The organism is Paraniabella ginsengisoli (assembly GCF_022513635.1).
In the GTDB taxonomy this organism is placed as follows: Bacteria; Bacteroidota; Bacteroidia; order Chitinophagales; family Chitinophagaceae; genus Niabella; species Niabella ginsengisoli.
Map to the genome: position 1 here is coordinate 918,943 of NZ_JAKWBL010000004.1, position 16,981 is coordinate 935,923.

Genomic DNA, 16,981 nt, shown 5'->3' on the forward strand with positions numbered 1-16,981 from the left:
ATCGCAATCATTTTATCGTCCCGATTATTAATCATCAATAATGTCCGAACAAGTTAATATAAAACCTTATTTGCGTCTTTCCGGTTTAGAACCATTAGTCGTTCGCCCCGAAACCAATTTCATCAACATTGGAGAGCGAACGAATGTAACAGGTTCTAAAAAGTTTGCGCGATTAATTCGCGAAAATAAATACGAAGAAGCGTTAAGTGTAGCGCGCCAGCAGGTTGAAAATGGCGCGCAGGTTATTGATATCAACATGGATGATGCCTTGCTCGACGGTGTACAGGCAATGACAACATTTGTCAACCTGCTGCAAAGCGAACCAGATATTTGCAAAGTGCCATTGATGATTGATTCCTCTAAGTTTGAAATTATTGAGGCGGGCCTGAAATGTGTACAAGGTAAGTGTATCGTAAACTCCATCTCTTTAAAAGAAGGGGAAGAAAAGTTTATTGAGCAAGCCATAACCTGCCAAAACTATGGCGCAGCCGTTATTGTAATGGCTTTCGATGAAAAAGGGCAAGCGGATACTGAGGACAGGAAAGTAGAAATATGTCATCGTGCCTATAAAATATTAACGGAGCAATTGGGATTCAAAGGCCAAGATATTATTTTCGATCCCAACGTTTTTGCCATCGCTACCGGATTGGAAGAACATAATAATTACGGAGTTGATTTTATTAAAGCTACAAAACGTATTAAAGAACTAATGCCTTTAACTGGCGTTAGTGGTGGTGTAAGTAATTTATCTTTTTCATTTAGAGGAAATGAGCCTGTACGTGAAGCGATGCATTCTGTGTTTTTATATTATGCTATTAAAGCAGGTATGAACATGGGCATCGTAAATGCAGGTCAGTTGGTGGTTTACGACGTAATTGAACCGCAATTAAAAGAATTATGTGAAGATGTTATTCTTAATCGGAACAATGACAACAACGAAGCAACGGAAAAATTACTGGCTTTTGCTGAAACAGTAAAGTCTGAAGGAAAAGTAGAAAAGAAAAATGATGCATGGCGGGAAGCATCAGTTGAAGAGCGGCTGAAACACGCGCTGGTAAACGGTATTACGGAATATATTGATACAGATACAGAAGAAGCAAGACAAAAATATCCACGCCCGCTTGAAGTAATTGAAGGCCCGTTAATGGCTGGAATGGATGTAGTAGGTGATCTGTTTGGTGCAGGAAAAATGTTTTTGCCACAGGTGGTAAAAAGCGCAAGGGTTATGAAAAAATCAGTTGCCTGGTTAACGCCATTCATTGAAGAAGAAAAGCTGTCAAACCCTGCGGCATCTGCTGGTGGAGCGGCAAAAGTTTTGCTTGCAACAGTAAAAGGAGATGTACATGATATAGGTAAAAATATTGTAGGAGTTGTATTAGGTTGTAATGGGTATGATGTGATTGATATGGGTGTAATGGTTCCTGTAGATAAAATATTAGATACTGCTGAAAGAGAAGGCGCAGATATTATAGGTCTTAGCGGTCTTATTACACCGTCGCTTGATGAAATGGTGCATGTAGCGCATGAAATGAAACGCCGCAATATGAAGCAGCCGCTTTTAATTGGCGGCGCTACTACTTCAAGAATGCATACTGCTGTTAAAATTGCTCCTCAGTATGATAATGGTGTAATGCATATTTTGGATGCATCCAGAAGTGTAACCGCAGTAAGCACGTTGTTGGGTAAAGAAAAGCTCGTGTTATTACAAAAAACAAAAGATGAATATGACGGTCTTAGAAAGCAGTTTGCCAATAAAAATAAGAAGGAATTAATATCTTATAAAGATGCAGTTGCAGCAAAAGAGCAGTTTGATTGGGAAAATTATACACCAGTTAAACCAGCTGTTGATGGAGTAAAAGTTTTTAAAGATTTTGACCTTGGCGAAATAGCGAAATATATTGACTGGAGCCCATTCTTTATTGCATGGGAAATGCCGGGCCGTTATCCTGAAGTATTAAGTGATGATAAGTTCGGAGCAGAGGCTAAAAAGCTTTTAGCTGAAGCAGAAAAAATGGTAGAAAGTATTGTTACAGAAAAGTGGTTTACAGCAGATGGTGTCATCGGTTTTTGGTCAGCCAGCAGTAATAATGCGGATACAATAACTGTTACAACTTCTGATGGTGAAGTGAAATTAGAATCATTAAGACAACAATCTAAAAAAGCCGCAGGTCATCCGAGCTTTTCGCTTGCGGATTTTGTAAAACCAAGCCAGATCGGGTCTGACTATATGGGTGCATTTGCAGTTACCATACACGGAGCAAGACAACATATTGATCAATTTGCGGCGGAGTTGGATGACTATAATAAAATAATGGTTCAGGTGTTAGCCGACAGATTTGTAGAAGCCTTTGGAGAATGCTTACATGAAAAATCGAGAAAGGAATATTGGGGCTATGCAAAGGACGAGGCCCTTTCGAACAAAGATTTGATTTGGGAAGAATATGATGGTATTCGCCCAGCCCCAGGATATCCCGCATGTCCAGATCATACAGAAAAAATAAAGCTTTTTGACATGCTTAATGTTACGAATAATATCGGCATTTCGCTTACCGAAAGCCTTGCAATGGATCCACCGGCGTCAGTTTGCGGATGGTATTTTGCACATCCTAAAAGTCATTATTTTGGTTTAGGAAAAATTGGAAGAGATCAACTAGAAGATTATGCAAGGCGGAAAGGAATGAATATTGAGGAAGCGGAAAAATGGTTAAGCCCGGTGTTGGAATCTTGATAGTATTAGCAAATTCTTCGAATAGAAAAATCGTTATGGAAGGGCTTTTTTAAGCCCATTTTTTTGATATTATTAATATTGATTTAAATCAAGTTTTATTATAAGGCGAATGTTTTGTTAAAATAATATTTACTATTGCTGAACAGAACTGAGAATACGTGGCTATGAAAACTGTTTTATGAATGCTAAAAGCTAAGCCTAATTTGGATTTCCTAAAAAAACCTATACGGAAATCTATTCTATAGTCTGCAAATAAAAGTGATGATTCAAACATCTTGGTGGATGGTTAACTAAGGGGTTATGCTTCTATGTTGCCATGTTTTAAAATAATCATTCACTTGAATTAAATTAGAAAATATAATAAAATATCTTTTTGATACCAACACGCCGTTTACTGTGAGATGGACGGCGGCTTATAGAATAATTAACACAAAACAAACTTTTATGATGCGAAAGTTTCTATGCTTGGCACTATTAATTATGAGTGCAACCCTTTCTGTTCTTGGGCAAACCCGTCAGGTTACGGGCCTTGTAGTTTCCGAAAACGACGTCCCTCTTTCCGGTGTTTCAGTAATAGTAGAAGGTCAGGCTACTGCTGCTATTTCTAACGAAGCGGGCCACTTTGCAATTAATGTTTCACCAAATGCTACGCTCATCTTTACCTACACAGGATATTTAGCAAAAGAAGTTGCAGTAGGCAATAAGGATACTTTGCTTGTAAAAATGCTATTAGGCGACAATGCCCTGGATGAAGTAGTGGTAACCGGTATTGGTATAAAGCTCGACAAGCGGATGTACACCGGTGCTACTGCTCAAATTTCGGGAGATGCCGCACATATAGGTGGGCTTGCAGATCCCAGCCGGGGTTTGGAAGGACGCGTTGCCGGGGTTACTGTTCAAAATGTGACAGGTACTTTTGGTACAGCACCAAGAATAAAGGTGCGCGGAGCTACTTCTATTTATGGTAGTTCAAAACCACTTTGGGTTATTGATGGTGTGATAGTTGAAGATGTGGCCGATGTTTCTTCAGATGCCTTATCTTCTGGAGATGCCCTCACACTGATCAGCTCTGCTGTTGCCGGACTTAACGTTAACGATATAGAGAGCTTTCAAATATTGAAAGATGGCTCTGCTACTTCTATTTATGGAGCAAGGGCTATGTCTGGCGTGATAGTAATAACTACTAAAAAAGGAAGGAGCGGCAGAAGTTCTTTTAATTATACCAGTGAATATACTTACAGAGCCAAGCCCTCTTACAATAATTTCAATATTATGAATTCGCAGGAGCAAATGGCTTTTTACGGAGAGATGAATAGAAGAGGATGGCTGCGCCTGGCCGAAACATCTACTGCTGCTTCAAGCGGGGTATATGGAAAGATGTACGAGTTGATTAATACGGGCCAACTTCTGAATACTGAGCAATCCAGAAATGCTTATCTCCGCGAAGCGGAATATAGAAACACTGATTGGTTTGACGTATTGTTTAATAATAATATTATGCAGAACCACTCGGTTAGCATGTCGTCGGGTACCGATAAATCGCAATACTATACTTCTATGAGTGCCATGTTTGATCCGGGATGGACAGCACAAAGCAAAGTTGCCAGATACACGCTTAACGTAAATGCCAACTATAATATTTTAAAGAATTTAAAACTGAATATCCTCGGAACAGGTTCGTACCGTGATCAACATGCGCCAGGTACTTTAGGCCAGGCTTTGGATCCTGTATCAGGCGAACAGAAAAGAGATTTTGACATCAACCCTTATCTATACGCAATGTACAGTTCGAGAGCCTTAGATAAAAACACTTTTTATACCCGCAATTATGCGCCTTTTAATATCCTTAATGAATTGGATAATAACTACATGAATTTAAATTTTGGTGATGCAAAGTTTCAGGGAGAGCTAAAATGGAAGGCAATGCCGGGTTTAGAGTTTGCTGCTTTGGCTGCCGTTCGTTATCAGGCTACTGCTCAGCAGCACCACGTTTTAGAACAAGCCAACCAGGCATTGGCTTATAGGTGGATGCCAACAGCAGCTATAAGAGACGCCAACCCTTTCTTATATAAAGACCCGACTGATCCTTACGCTGTTCCGGTTTCTGTGCTGCCCCAGGGAGGTATTTATAACCGATTTGACTATAGGTTTTTTACAAAGGACTTTAGGTTTACTGTAAATTATGATAAAACATTTAATGGAATACACGCTGTTAATGCTTTCGCAGGGTCTGCTATAAATTCTCTTGAAAGATCTAACACTTGGTTCAGAGGCTGGGGTTTGCAATATGATCTGGGTGAGATACCCTTTATTGATTACCGCGTATTTAAAAGAGGGGTAGAAGAGAATAGCCCCTATTATTCTATGAAAAATACACGCTCGCGCGAAGCTGCATTTTTGGTATGTTAAATTATACTTTCGATAGAAGATATACCATAAACGGAACTTTAAGATACGAAGGCACCAACAGGCTTGGTAAAACCAGGTCTGCAAGGTGGTTACCCACCTGGAACATTTCGGGCCGGTGGAACGTACATGAAGAAAAATTTTTCCAATCGCTTGAGCCTGCTTTCTCCAATTTGGCTTTCCGGGCTTCTTACAGCCTTACTGCCGACAGAGGCCCCTCTGACGTAACCAATTCCGAAATTGTTATCAAAAGTTATACCCCTTGGAGACCAACTGCCGGAGACTATGAATCTGGACTAGAAATTGAAACGCTTCAAAACAGAGATCTTACCTACGAAAAGAAAAATGAACTGAACCTGGGTTTAGATGCAGGATTTCTAAACAACCGCATCAATTTTAGTGCAGACTGGTTTACAAGAAACAATTTCGATTTAATTGGTATTGTAAATACGCAGGGACTTGGTGGCGAAATTTCTAAAAAAGGTAATGTGGCGGAAATGAAATCATCCGGTATTGAGTTAGCCATTAGTGCCGACATTATTAAAAAGGATAATTTTTCATGGACATCCAATTTTAATTACACACATCTAACTACTAAGATAACTAAGCTTGAAACGCAGGCAAGAGTGATAGATTTGATTACTGGGACAGGATTTGCGCAAGAAGGCAGTCCTGCCAGATCGCTTTTTTCAATACCTTTTGTAAGACTTAATAATGAAGGTTTGCCTGTATTTATTAATGAAGATAATGAAGAAACTACATCTGGTATCTATTTTCAAGAACGTGAAAAAAGGATTTTTTAATATATGAAGGTCCTATTGACCCTACAGATTTTGGCGGATTCGGTAATATTTTTACTTATGGTAACTGGAGGCTAAATGCTTATATAACCTATTCTGCTGGCAACGTAATAAGATTAGCCCCTGTTTTCAAAAGTGAATACAGCGAACTTTCGGCTTTGCCTAAAGAATTAGAGAACAGATGGGTGGTGCCTGGCGATGAAAATATAACAAATATACCGGCACTACCAGCCTTGTGGCAAACAAGGGTAGACCCCAATCTCGACTATGCTTACAACGCGTATAACAACTCTACAGCCCGTACAGTCGCAGGAGATTTTGTAAGGATGAAAGATGTTTCGCTTACTTATAACCTTCCAAAATCAATTATATCAAAATGGAATATGAATTCACTGGGATTGAGGTTTAATGCTACAAACCTGTTCCTGATATATGCAGACAAGGGCTTGTACGGTCAGGATCCTGAATTTGTGAATGTGGGTGGTGTTGCGGCTCCTATTCCAAGGCAGTACACATTCAGCTTAAATGTAGGTTTTTAATTCAATCAACTTTATTATTATTCAATTTATGAACAAGATAAAAACAATAAGAACTATAGTGCTTGCGGCTATTGTAGCTTATGGAACAGTATCGTGCAATAAGTATCTTGATGTATTGCCCGATAACAGAGCGGAACTAAATACGGAAGAAAAGATTGCTAAAATATTGGTTTCTGCATATCCCCAGCAGGCCTATATTTTATCAGCCGAAATTTCATCTGATAACGTAGATGATTACGGGGTTGGTAATCCTAATACAGAGAGGTTGTTAGATGAATTATTTTACTGGAAAGATGTAACTGAGGTAGATACAGATTCTCCAAAACTATTATGGGAGGCTTGCTACAAGGCAATTGCAAGTGCTAATGAGGCTTTAAATGCTATTCAGGAATTGGGCAATCCCACTTCTTTGGATGCGCAAAGAGGAGAGGCTCTGGTAGCCCGGGCCTATAACCACTTTATATTGGTAAATATATTTGCGCAACATTACTCTAAGCAACACAGTGCCGCCGATTTAGGTATCACATACATGACTGCCCCTGAGCAAACTTTGAATCCATCTTACAAACGTAATACCGTTGCCGAAGTTTACGAAAATATAAAGAAAGACCTTGAAACCGGAATACCATTAATACAAGATGGAGTATATGGAAATACCCCTAAGTTTCATTTTAATAAAGCTGCTGCAAATGCCTTTGCCGCCCGTGTTGCATTGTACACACAGGATTGGGGCAAGGCGGTTTCGTACGCCGATGCTGCAATTGGTATAAACCCCACAGGAAATATGCGCGACAATGTAGCTTTAGCAGGTAAAGGTGTGGGTGAAGTTACACCGTTGGCGGCTTTTTATGCTTCCAGTAGCGAAAAGGCCAACCTGCTTTTACAAACTGCTTATTCTGACGCCGGGTTGATTTTTGGTAATTACTATACGGGTTCAAGATACAGCCATGGTAAAATTGTTTCAGAAAAGGAAACTTTTCTTTCTAATACTCCATGGGGTACCAGAACGTCATCAGGCTACATTCCTCAAGTTTTTAGATATAGCGGAACCAACATTGATAAACACTTAGTAGCCAGGGTTGCCTACTTATTTGAATTTACAGATCCTGTTGCACAAATAGGGTATAGAAGAGCAGTATATGCACCTTTAACAACCGAGGAGGCATTGCTTACTCGTGCTGAGGCTTATATCATGACTAATCAATATGATAAAGCAGTGCAGGATATGCGTTACTGGGTAAATAATAACTTAGTGACGCCACCCACAACATTTACAGTAGCTTCTATCAACACTTGGGCCAATAGCTTGCAATATTATACGCCACAGGCACCAACGCCAAAGAAAAAGCTAAACCCGGAGTTTACCATTGCTGATGCTACTCAAGAAAATTTGTTGCATTGTGTATTATTTATCAGAAGGTTGGAAACCATGCATACAGGTTTGCGTTGGTTCGATGTAAAGCGTTACAATATCGAAGTGCCAAGGCGGGTAATTACTTCTGCGGCTGCAGTAGGTTCTGTTGACGATGCAAATGCGCTTAAAATTAGAGATAATAGAATGGCGATACAATTACCTCAGGATGTAATTGCCGCAGGGCTTGAACCGAACCCCAGATAACAAACATTGTAACACCCAATAAAATATTGACTAATGAAAACAATAATTCCTTTTATATTTTGCTGCACAATGCTGCTTTTAGCTTCTTGCAGAAAAGAGGAGAAGTTAGACCCCAATAGTGTAGTGATAGACCAGGCTGTTGGTAACCCTAATGCACTAGATAAGTATATTTTAAATCAGTACACGCTTCCTTATAATATTGACATTATCTATAAATTTGTTGATGTCGAATCGGATCAAAACTATAACTTAAGTCCGGCTAATTTTGAAAGCTCTATACGCATGACAAGGCTGATTCAACATTTCTGTATTGAGCCTTATGATGTGGTTACAGGTAGTAAAGAGCATATTAAAACCTATTTCCCAAAAATTCTAAATTATATTGGTTCTCCCGCATATAGAAACAACGGAACTATAGTTTTGGGTACTGCTGAAGGGGGCGTAAAATAACAATGTACCTGCTCAATGAGCTTACAGCATCAACTGCGTCTAATGTTGAATACTTAAATTTCTATTATTTTCATACCATTCACCATGAGTTCGCCCACATCCATAACCAAATAAAGCCGTACTCTCCGGGTTTTAAAGAAATTTCCGGGCCTGATTATATTCAAGATTCCTGGAGTGATATTTATGATACTGACGAAGCAGCAGCAGCGGATGGCTTCGTTTCTCCTTACGCCAGTAAAGAAGACAGGGAAGATTTTGTGGAGGTGATGTCTTATTATATTACACTATCGGCAGAAGATTGGGAAGCGCACATCAGCGCCGGAGGGGATGAAGGAAAAGCTATCATCAACCAAAAGTTGGACATCGTTAAAAAATATTATGAGGATTCCTGGAATATAGATCTGGATGATTTAAGAGCAGAAATTCTTAGCAGACAAAGCAATCTGGCAAATTTTGACCAATTGGATATTGAGTAATACGAATTATTGCATACCGACTATTGAGTATAAAAAAATTAATTTAAATAGTTCAAAAAAGAAATGGGGTATACTATAATCTTTGAGAAAAGATAGATATGTATGTCAATTTCCTTGAGGCTAAAACATAAAATACAAAAACACATGAAAAAATATTTTTTAAACTTTGCACTTTCCTGCTCATCTTGTTTTTGGCAGGCTGTGTTAAAAGTCCTGATGCGTTATTCGATAAAGACAGTGCAACAAGAGTTGATGAATTTGTGAAAAATGCCCGCTCTGTATTACAGGCAAGCAAAGAGGGTTGGGAGATTCGTTATTTTCCAAGCTCAGATCTCGAATTTGGCGGATACACCCTTTTTGCCAAATTTACTTCAGATAACGAAGTGACGCTTACATCGGATATAAACGATGAACGTATTACCAGTTCTTACGCCGTTATTGGCGAAGGCGGCCCCATACTTACATTTGATACCTACAATAAAGTGATTCATTATTTTTCTGAACCTGGTGGAGACAATGGCGAAGGTGCTGTAGATAGCGGGTTGAAGGGAGATTTTGAGTTTTTAGTGCTGGTAGTAGAAGAGGGGCGTATTGTTTTGAAAGGTAAAAAACGGGAAATACCATCATCATGACAAAAATGCCATCAACAGGTTACGAAGCCACTGCAGACAGCTATTATGATGCTACCGGCGCGTTTGGAGAATTTACTAATTTCAAATTAGAAACTGTAGCAGATACCAGTGATCTTACACTTTACTATCATACGTTTCAAGATGCATCTGATGCGAATAGCGATATCATGTCTTTTCGTGTAGTACCAGGAGGACTTGATTTCTATAAAGAATATGAACTGGCAGGTGTAAAATTTAAAGCTTTATCATTGGTAGCTCCAGCTACTTCATATCCTTTTGGATATTATGAAGACGCTGCTAAAACCTTTAAAATTGTTCCGGTTGTACCACCTGTAAATGCATGGTTTGTTGCCAATAATTGGGCTTTTGCTTATAGCGGTGTTGGAGTGTTTGGGAAAACTTATTGGAATACTTCTAAAGCAAATTTAACAGCTAACGGATATACACTAAACAACTTTAATATTAACGGAAATTATTATAGTTACAAGGCTATAACCTTTGTACTAAATAACGGAGCCATACAGGGTGGTGTCACATATAATATAACACCTGTGGCTGGTACAAGAGATGAGGTTTCTTTAAGCTTAGCAGGGGGAATACTTAATCTAACTGGTGGTTTCGGTGTCACCCATTGGTCGGCGGGTTTAAACCAGCTAAGTGCTCCTCTTTCTGGTAAAACATTTAGAATAACCGCAAGTACTACAAATAAGCCTAATGAAATTTTATTAACCGATAAAGCAAATGCGGCTAATACATTTAAGCTTGTGATAGGAACAATATCAGATCCGTTTAATAAGTAAAAATTAATTCATTCAAAAGAAAAACCCTCGTCTTTGAGATTAATAATCTTTAGGACGAAGGTTTTTTTATATGAATATACTATCTATTTCAATCTATCAGTTATTGCCCAAATACAGGCCAGAACTACTAAAAGGTATAAAAGAATAAGCCCTTGTTTAGAAGGAGGTTCTGTTACGAACTTAAATTGTTTATTCTTTTCAAAAAATGTAGGTCTAAAAACTAAATAAATAAGTTTTAGCGAATAACTAATGGCAGCTATTGAAGAAAAAAATATAGTAAAATAATGCATATGGAGTAATTCAAGTTTCAATAGTTAGTTCGTATATACAAGATATTAAAATATTATTTCCTCATCCTGTTCCTTTACCACCCAACTACCTTCCGCAATTTCTGATTCCAATTCGCCGGTATCCCATCCGCAATAACCAACAAATATTTTAATATCTGATATTGTTAGTGTTTTATTGTTGATGTGTTGAATAGCTTCTTTAAAATCACCACCAAAATAGATATTGTCTGTAACCTGCGTACCGCCGGTTATAAGATCGTTGCGACGATGAATAAAATAAAGATGTTCTTTATCCACCGGACCACCGTCGTATAAAGGAAAAGCAGGACTGTTGCTGAATTCTACCAATTCATTTATAGGACGGTCAAAAATTTTATTCACAACAAAGCCTAAAGCGCCTTGATCATTATATGCTGCAATCAAAACAATGGAATCATCAAAATTGGGATCATCCATATTTGATGAACTGATTAGTATTTTTCCTGGCGCGATATCCATAGCTACTATTTCCTCTTCTTATATTTTATGGCAACATTTGCAACGCCGGCATTTACCATGTCTAAACGTTTTGCTGCTTTTTTTGTAAGATCAATAATTCTTCCTTCAACAAAAGGCCCTCTGTCGTTAATAAGAACTTTTATCTTTTTTCCATTATTGAGGTTGGTTACTTTCACTTTAGTACCAAATGGCAATGTTTTATGAGCAGCCGTCATTTTAGATTGTTTAAAAACGGCACCGCTGGCTGTTTTCCGACCCACAAACTTATCTGCATAGAAAGAGGCTTTGCCTGTTTCCGTTATTTTTCTGCTACAACTAAAGAGCAAAAGAGTAGAAAAGATTAATATTATCAGAGCTGTTCTCGTCATCTTTTTTTAATTTTGTTAACGACCAAAAATAAAGTATAGTTATCACAGTCTGTATCGTATTCGGTTTTATTTACTAATCATGCAGATTGAAACAACTTGGATTAACTGCTGTTAACTGCATTGTGTAAGCTAATTTTGCTCAGAGGATAACGAAGCCCTCTAAAAATCAAATCTGTCAATAATGGAATTTGTAGATGCTTTAGGTTATACAGCCGGCCTTTTAACCACGCTGACTTTTTTACCTCAGGTTATTAAAACTGTAAAAGAAAAGTCGGCGAAAGATGTTGCCTTAAATATGTTTTTAATTGCGGCAGCCAATCAGATATTATGGATCATTTATGGCGTGCTTAAAAACGATCTGGTTATTATACTTACTAATGTTTTGATATTAGGCCTGTCATTAACAATGATCTTTTTGAAATTGAAGTTCGGTCGATCTTCAGTCTGATTGGATATTTAAAAATTGAACCGGAGACTACCAAAAATGCCAAAGTTTTTGATGGAAGAAACGGGTTGTTTTTCAGGTAACACCCGCCAGATGAAATCAACTCTAAACACGCGTAAAATATTATCAACGCCAGTTCCTAACTCAAGATAAGTTTTCCCATCAAGCGATAAGAAATTGCTGCCCTGCTTGTAATTTAGTGATTTGTTGGCATCGGAAAGCGAGCCCCATAAAGCTTTTACGGTATAAAACTGCCTGAACTTTAGTTTAGGTAAAATCTTAAATATGCCGTTCCCAATATTATGTTCATAATTAAGACCCGCAAAACGATCATGTATATACTGATAGCGGATCATAGTATTAAATGCATATTTGTTGTAATAGTATAGTTCATTGCCCGGTGCCACGTCTAAAAAAGTGTAAGGAGCTGCTCCAAAAGTCTGGCCGGCATATACCTGATAATTAATAATACCAAATGGAGGTGTTTTGATATAATCAGAAACAGCAAACAAAACCTTTGAATAATTATACTTACTATTTAAAATGCCTGGAACTGCTTTTGTATATGTGGCTTCCACAATTGGATAAGGACTACCAAGACTTGCTCTGTAAAAGGTTGATTCCAAAAATTTCTCCAGGAAAGCAAATCTCAATCGAACAGAAAATTCAGTTGTGGTCAATCTTTTTAGCCCTGTTCCAAAAGAGTCCGCGGGTAACAAATTGGCTAAGGGAGTATACGTTTTATTAGTTGCGGTAGCTTTAATGGAAAAGCCATTACGAAGCTCATTAAAAAATTCAAAACTACCCTCTTCCAGGTTTATAAACTTCATTGGAATGTTGGGTTTGCGAACGGCAAACGAAAAAATATTATCAGAAGAAATTTCTCCATAATAACGCTGCCCAAAATCCAGGTCGTTTTTATAAGCCAGAGACCAGTATTGACGCGGATCTTTTTAGGCAGATAGAAAAGTTCGCCCATACCCTTTAGCTTCTTATCGTTAAAACCATATGCCAGGTATGTGTGATAAAGGAATTTTTTATTGAAATGTTTATTGCTCCCCACATCAAATCTCATCCTGAATCCTTCCCAGGCATTGCCGGAAAACCAGTTATAGGCCGAGCCAAACTGTACATTGCCCACATTGAAATATCCCGTGCCTACGAATTCCAATTGCTTCGTGAGTTTTTGGTACACAGGCGCGTTTATGATAGTATCCATCATTTTAATGATGTTCTTTTCAGTTTTGCTCAACTCTTCATGTCTGGCAATTTCCCAGTATGCCGGGTCTTTTTTCTGCGCATCCGGAAGTGTAATGATTTCTTCAAGCTCTTTGTTGAGTTCTAATTTTTTAACTACGGAGCTATCATTAACTACAACATTTCTATAAGTACTTGTTTTTCGTCCTATCACGCCGGGTGTTTTATTACCGACAGGAGCCACATCAACAACAAGTTTTTCCCGGCTTACAAACCAATTGCTATCAGCAAGGCGTTTAAATTCCTGTATATAGCTGAACTTCTCCATAAAGTTAATGTCTGCGCTCTTATCCAGAGAAAGGTTCATTTTCTGTATCGCATAGCTTCCAAAATGTATCCAGCAATCACCTTCAAAAGTGTTCATGCCTTTCCTTCTCGCACGAAAAAGAAGATGGTAATATCTTTCACCGGCAATGTATTGTGTATCGGCAACCGTGTATTTATAATAAAAGTCACCATTGTCGCTTGCGGGACTTACAAACTCTTTATTAAAAACATTTATGAAATTATTGTAAACGTTTATAACCTGATCCATACCTCCAAGAAATTTCACCATGCTTTCATTTTTGATACCATTGGTGTTAGCGGCAATAATCTCTTCGCGTCGTTTAAGCGGTTTTTTCTGATAATAATAATTGCTTATGGCTTCGGTAAGATAAGCGGGTAATATCTTTATCCCCTCAGAGCTATCTACGTTTTGATTGATGAGTTCGTTGATGGGGCGTAGCGGCTTAAACCTTGTTATTTTTTGCAGGCTATTAAAATTCTTAAGATCTACTTCAAGTTTATTATATAATTCGTATGAAAAATTATTAAACTTATACCGGTTGTTTTCGGGTTTGTGCTCTACCACTTTTTTCCAAAGCCACAGGCCTTTATCGATTTTTGATTTGACGATAACCACCTCTCCTGTAGCGCGTTCCATGGGAATGGTAACGTCAAACTCGTCTTTATTGTGATCTATCGTTAAATAGAATGCCTCGTAGCCAACATAAGTTATAAGTAATGTATCGGAGGGCCAATCGTTTATTGAAAATGAAAATCTGCCAGCCGAATCGGTGATCGCGCCAATACTTGTATTCGTAAAAGTTATAGAAGCAAATGGAATAACCTCATCGGTATGCGCATCTTTAACAAGGCCACGGATAGTTTTTTGCGAAAAGCCGGTTAAGCAGCCTAGCAAAAACCAAGCAGTATTAAAATCTTTAGGGTAAGGTTCATCAAACGCAAATTTACGGTTGTTTTGGTTTGCAATATTCAACGATGTTGGCCGCAACAATTATGCTTCGAGTAATTAATTTTAAGTAATTTTGGTGACAACACACTAATCTAAAATTGATTTTTATGGCAATGTTACAGCAAGCATCTGCCTTTGCAGAAATGGTAGATAAGCTTCGGTATAAAAGCGATGAGGAATTAAAGTATTTATACATGATGTTTTTTCAGAAAGAGCTCGAAGCTGAGTGGGCGGACATTACGAGCGAGAATAACATGGATAATGTTTCAGAAGAGTTGATCATATCTACAATTCTCTCGAACCGATATAAAGATCATGTATAAGATTATAATAGACGCTAACGTATGGATTAAATATGCCCGTGCTAAAAATATCGCGCCACTACTAAAAAGGTTTATTGATTATCATCTTGTTCCGATTGTAAATAATTATCTGTTATCAGAAATATTTGAAGCATTGGTAAATAACAAATGGCTGCACGCTTCGGATGCTTATAAACTACTGGCATACATTTCAAAAATATCAATAACAAAAACCGAAACCGCTATGTATCAGCTATGTTTAGATCCCAAGGATAATTACTTATTTGACCTTGCTATTCAAAACAATTGTCTTTTCATAATAACCGACGATTCGAAATTACTTTGTCAAAAATTTCCACAGTTTTATATACATTCGACGTCATGGTTTTTAAAGAAATTTCCTCTTTAAAAAATTTACATACCTAGCTGATTAAACTAACAACAAAATGTTATCTGTACATAAATTTACTTTTAATCCTATTCAGGAAAACACTTATGTTCTTTATAATGATAACGGAGATTGCTGCATTATTGATCCGGGATGTTATTTTGAAGAAGAGCGCCAGGAATTAGTTCGGTTTATCATGTCCAAACAACTCAATCCTGTTTTGTTGTTGAACACCCATTGTCATTTGGATCATGTTTTCGGAAACAAATTCGTTAGCGAAACCTGGAACCTGCCATTACATTTACATGAAGCAGAAAAGATGGTATTAAGTTTTGCACCGAAGTCTGCCGAAATGTATGGCTTGCCTTTTGAAAATTATAATGGTGAAATGAAACTGCTTGCTCCTGGTAATGTTATCCAAATAGGGGATGATGAGCTCAACATTTTGTTCACACCGGGACATTCGCCGGGCAGTGTAAGTTTTTATAATGAGAAAGATGGGTATGTAATTAGTGGCGATGTATTATTTAGTGGCAGCATTGGCCGAACTGATTTGCCGGGCGGAGATTATGATCAACTGGAGCAATCGATCAAAACACAATTATATGTTTTGCCGGATGAAACTAAAGTATATTCAGGGCATGGCGGCGGCACCAGTATTGGTTTTGAGAAGAAGAGCAATCCTTTTGTGAGAGAAGATTAGCCAACTTAAGTGCTTGTCGCAAATCGCCTGTAAATAGTCGTCATTGTGTATTTTAAATGAATGAGACTGAAAGTATGTTTGCATTATAAAATCAAATTATTATGGAAACAAAATCTACAGTACTTAAAGTAACAACAATTGTTAATGCACCCATCAACAAAGTGTGGAAGCTTTGGACAACACCTTCAGACATTCAAAACTGGAACAGCCCTTCACCTGATTGGCACACACCTACCGCTACTCATGATTTAAAAAACGGCGGATCATTTTCTTACAGGATGGAAGCAAAAGATGGCAGTTTTGGCTTTGACTATGCAGGCACATTTGATGAAGTAACCGAAGCTAAATATTTGGAGTATACACTTGGTGATGGCCGGAAAGTGAAAATACATTTTATAGAAGTTGATGGCGGCACACAAATAGATGAACATTTTGAAGCCGAAAATCAGAACACTCTGGAGTTGCAACAACAAGGTTGGCAAGCCATCCTGGATAATTTTAAAAATTATGCAGAAGCTGCATAGCCGGAAAATCTTAGAAACGTAATCACACTTATTCGTTTAAAAACTCAAATCATGAAATGAAACATAAAAATTATCGAGTAAATTTTTATTCAAAACGAGATAATTTTTATGCGGAATTGCATGTGGCCAAAAAATAAAAAATTAACACATGAAAGCTACTAAAATTACTTATTGGATCACTACGATCATCATATTTCTTTGGGAAGGTGTAATGCCGGCCTTGTATTCGCAAAGCGATCTGGCTAAACAAGGTTTAAGCCATTTACAATATCCTGCCTATTTTGGAGGGTTGCTCCTTGCTTTCAAAATAGTGGGTTCACTCATCCTGATCATTCCTTTTCGCCACTGGATAAAGGATTGGGCCTACGCCGGTTTTGCTTTTGTCTTTATTTCAGCAGCGGTTTCTCACGGCGTTATTGACGGAGCTACTAATGCACAAACGATAATGCCATTTATATTTTTAGCGATATTATTTGTATCCTATTATTGTTACAAAAAGATATATAAAACTGCTCCTTAA

General features: G+C 37.9%; 17 protein-coding genes and 1 pseudogene. 14 read left to right on the forward strand and 4 right to left on the reverse strand.

What is annotated here, in order from left to right; all coding sequences use genetic code 11:
- Positions 1-40 precede the first annotated feature (40 nt).
- The 8 genes and pseudogenes from metH to MKP09_RS22225 all read left to right on the forward strand — a co-directional run bounded on the left by metH (position 41) and on the right by MKP09_RS22225 (position 10,449).
- Entirely contained in the window at positions 41-2,728 is a 2,688-nt protein-coding gene (gene metH / locus MKP09_RS22190) for a methionine synthase (protein ID WP_240832589.1), read from the forward strand.
- Between the two features lie 444 nt (positions 2,729-3,172).
- The gene (locus MKP09_RS22195; RefSeq protein WP_240832591.1) at positions 3,173-5,137 is read left to right on the forward strand and encodes a carboxypeptidase-like regulatory domain-containing protein; all 1,965 of its coding nucleotides are present in this window, start codon (positions 3,173-3,175) and stop codon (positions 5,135-5,137) included.
- On the forward strand, positions 5,131-5,937 hold the full coding sequence (locus MKP09_RS22200; RefSeq protein WP_240832593.1) for a TonB-dependent receptor domain-containing protein: 807 nt from the start codon (positions 5,131-5,133) through the stop codon (positions 5,935-5,937). The genes MKP09_RS22195 and MKP09_RS22200 overlap by 7 nt, the downstream gene beginning before the upstream one ends.
- 155 nt (positions 5,938-6,092) lie before the next feature.
- Entirely contained in the window at positions 6,093-6,473 is a 381-nt protein-coding gene (locus MKP09_RS22205) for a hypothetical protein (RefSeq protein WP_240832595.1), read from the forward strand.
- Positions 6,474-6,501: 28 nt separating this feature from the next.
- A complete protein-coding gene (locus MKP09_RS22210; RefSeq protein ID WP_240832597.1) occupies positions 6,502-8,091 on the forward strand; it encodes a RagB/SusD family nutrient uptake outer membrane protein in 1,590 nt (529 codons plus the stop codon).
- Positions 8,092-8,160: 69 nt separating this feature from the next.
- Positions 8,161-9,017 (forward strand): annotated as a pseudogene (locus tag MKP09_RS22215) (zinc-binding metallopeptidase).
- Positions 9,018-9,208: 191 nt separating this feature from the next.
- On the forward strand, positions 9,209-9,649 hold the full coding sequence (locus MKP09_RS22220; protein WP_240832599.1) for a DUF4302 domain-containing protein: 441 nt from the start codon (positions 9,209-9,211) through the stop codon (positions 9,647-9,649).
- Positions 9,646-10,449: a hypothetical protein gene (locus MKP09_RS22225; protein WP_240832601.1), complete on the forward strand. Its 804-nt coding sequence runs from the start codon at positions 9,646-9,648 to the stop codon at positions 10,447-10,449. The genes MKP09_RS22220 and MKP09_RS22225 overlap by 4 nt, the downstream gene beginning before the upstream one ends.
- 335 nt (positions 10,450-10,784) lie before the next feature.
- On the opposite strand, the gene MKP09_RS22230 is transcribed toward MKP09_RS22225, so the two are convergent.
- Positions 10,785-11,237 (reverse strand): YqgE/AlgH family protein, encoded by a 453-nt coding sequence (locus tag MKP09_RS22230; protein ID WP_240832603.1) that lies wholly within the window; start codon positions 11,235-11,237, stop codon positions 10,785-10,787.
- Between the two features lie 5 nt (positions 11,238-11,242).
- The gene (locus MKP09_RS22235; RefSeq protein ID WP_240832605.1) at positions 11,243-11,605 is read right to left on the reverse strand and encodes a septal ring lytic transglycosylase RlpA family protein; all 363 of its coding nucleotides are present in this window, start codon (positions 11,603-11,605) and stop codon (positions 11,243-11,245) included.
- 181 nt (positions 11,606-11,786) lie between these two features.
- Between MKP09_RS22235 and MKP09_RS22240 the strand changes: the two genes are divergently transcribed.
- On the forward strand, positions 11,787-12,053 hold the full coding sequence (locus MKP09_RS22240; protein WP_240832607.1) for a SemiSWEET family sugar transporter: 267 nt from the start codon (positions 11,787-11,789) through the stop codon (positions 12,051-12,053).
- 8 nt (positions 12,054-12,061) lie between these two features.
- On the opposite strand, the gene MKP09_RS22245 is transcribed toward MKP09_RS22240, so the two are convergent.
- Together MKP09_RS22245 and MKP09_RS22250 are read right to left on the reverse strand one after the other, a co-directional pair.
- Positions 12,062-12,880 carry a DUF5686 family C-terminal domain-containing protein gene (locus tag MKP09_RS22245; RefSeq protein WP_240832609.1) on the reverse strand — a complete coding sequence of 273 codons (819 nt, stop codon included), beginning with the start codon at positions 12,878-12,880 and terminating at the stop codon, positions 12,062-12,064.
- On the reverse strand, positions 12,877-14,568 hold the full coding sequence (locus tag MKP09_RS22250) for a DUF5686 and carboxypeptidase-like regulatory domain-containing protein (RefSeq protein ID WP_240832611.1): 1,692 nt from the start codon (positions 14,566-14,568) through the stop codon (positions 12,877-12,879). Before MKP09_RS22250 ends, MKP09_RS22245 begins: the two co-directional genes overlap by 4 nt.
- Positions 14,569-14,657: 89 nt before the next feature.
- Here MKP09_RS22250 and MKP09_RS22255 point away from each other — a divergent pair, with 89 nt between their 5' ends.
- The 5 genes from MKP09_RS22255 (at position 14,658) to MKP09_RS22275 (ending at position 16,981) form a co-directional block, all read left to right on the forward strand.
- Positions 14,658-14,867 (forward strand): hypothetical protein, encoded by a 210-nt coding sequence (locus MKP09_RS22255; RefSeq protein ID WP_240832613.1) that lies wholly within the window; start codon positions 14,658-14,660, stop codon positions 14,865-14,867.
- On the forward strand, positions 14,860-15,255 hold the full coding sequence (locus MKP09_RS22260; protein ID WP_240832615.1) for a putative toxin-antitoxin system toxin component, PIN family: 396 nt from the start codon (positions 14,860-14,862) through the stop codon (positions 15,253-15,255). Before MKP09_RS22255 ends, MKP09_RS22260 begins: the two co-directional genes overlap by 8 nt.
- 37 nt (positions 15,256-15,292) lie before the next feature.
- Positions 15,293-15,937: an MBL fold metallo-hydrolase gene (locus tag MKP09_RS22265; protein ID WP_240832617.1), complete on the forward strand. Its 645-nt coding sequence runs from the start codon at positions 15,293-15,295 to the stop codon at positions 15,935-15,937.
- A 101-nt stretch (positions 15,938-16,038) separates the two neighbouring features.
- Positions 16,039-16,461 (forward strand): SRPBCC domain-containing protein, encoded by a 423-nt coding sequence (locus MKP09_RS22270; protein WP_240832619.1) that lies wholly within the window; start codon positions 16,039-16,041, stop codon positions 16,459-16,461.
- A gap of 148 nt (positions 16,462-16,609) precedes the next feature.
- Positions 16,610-16,981 carry a DoxX family protein gene (locus tag MKP09_RS22275; protein ID WP_240832621.1) on the forward strand — a complete coding sequence of 124 codons (372 nt, stop codon included), beginning with the start codon at positions 16,610-16,612 and terminating at the stop codon, positions 16,979-16,981.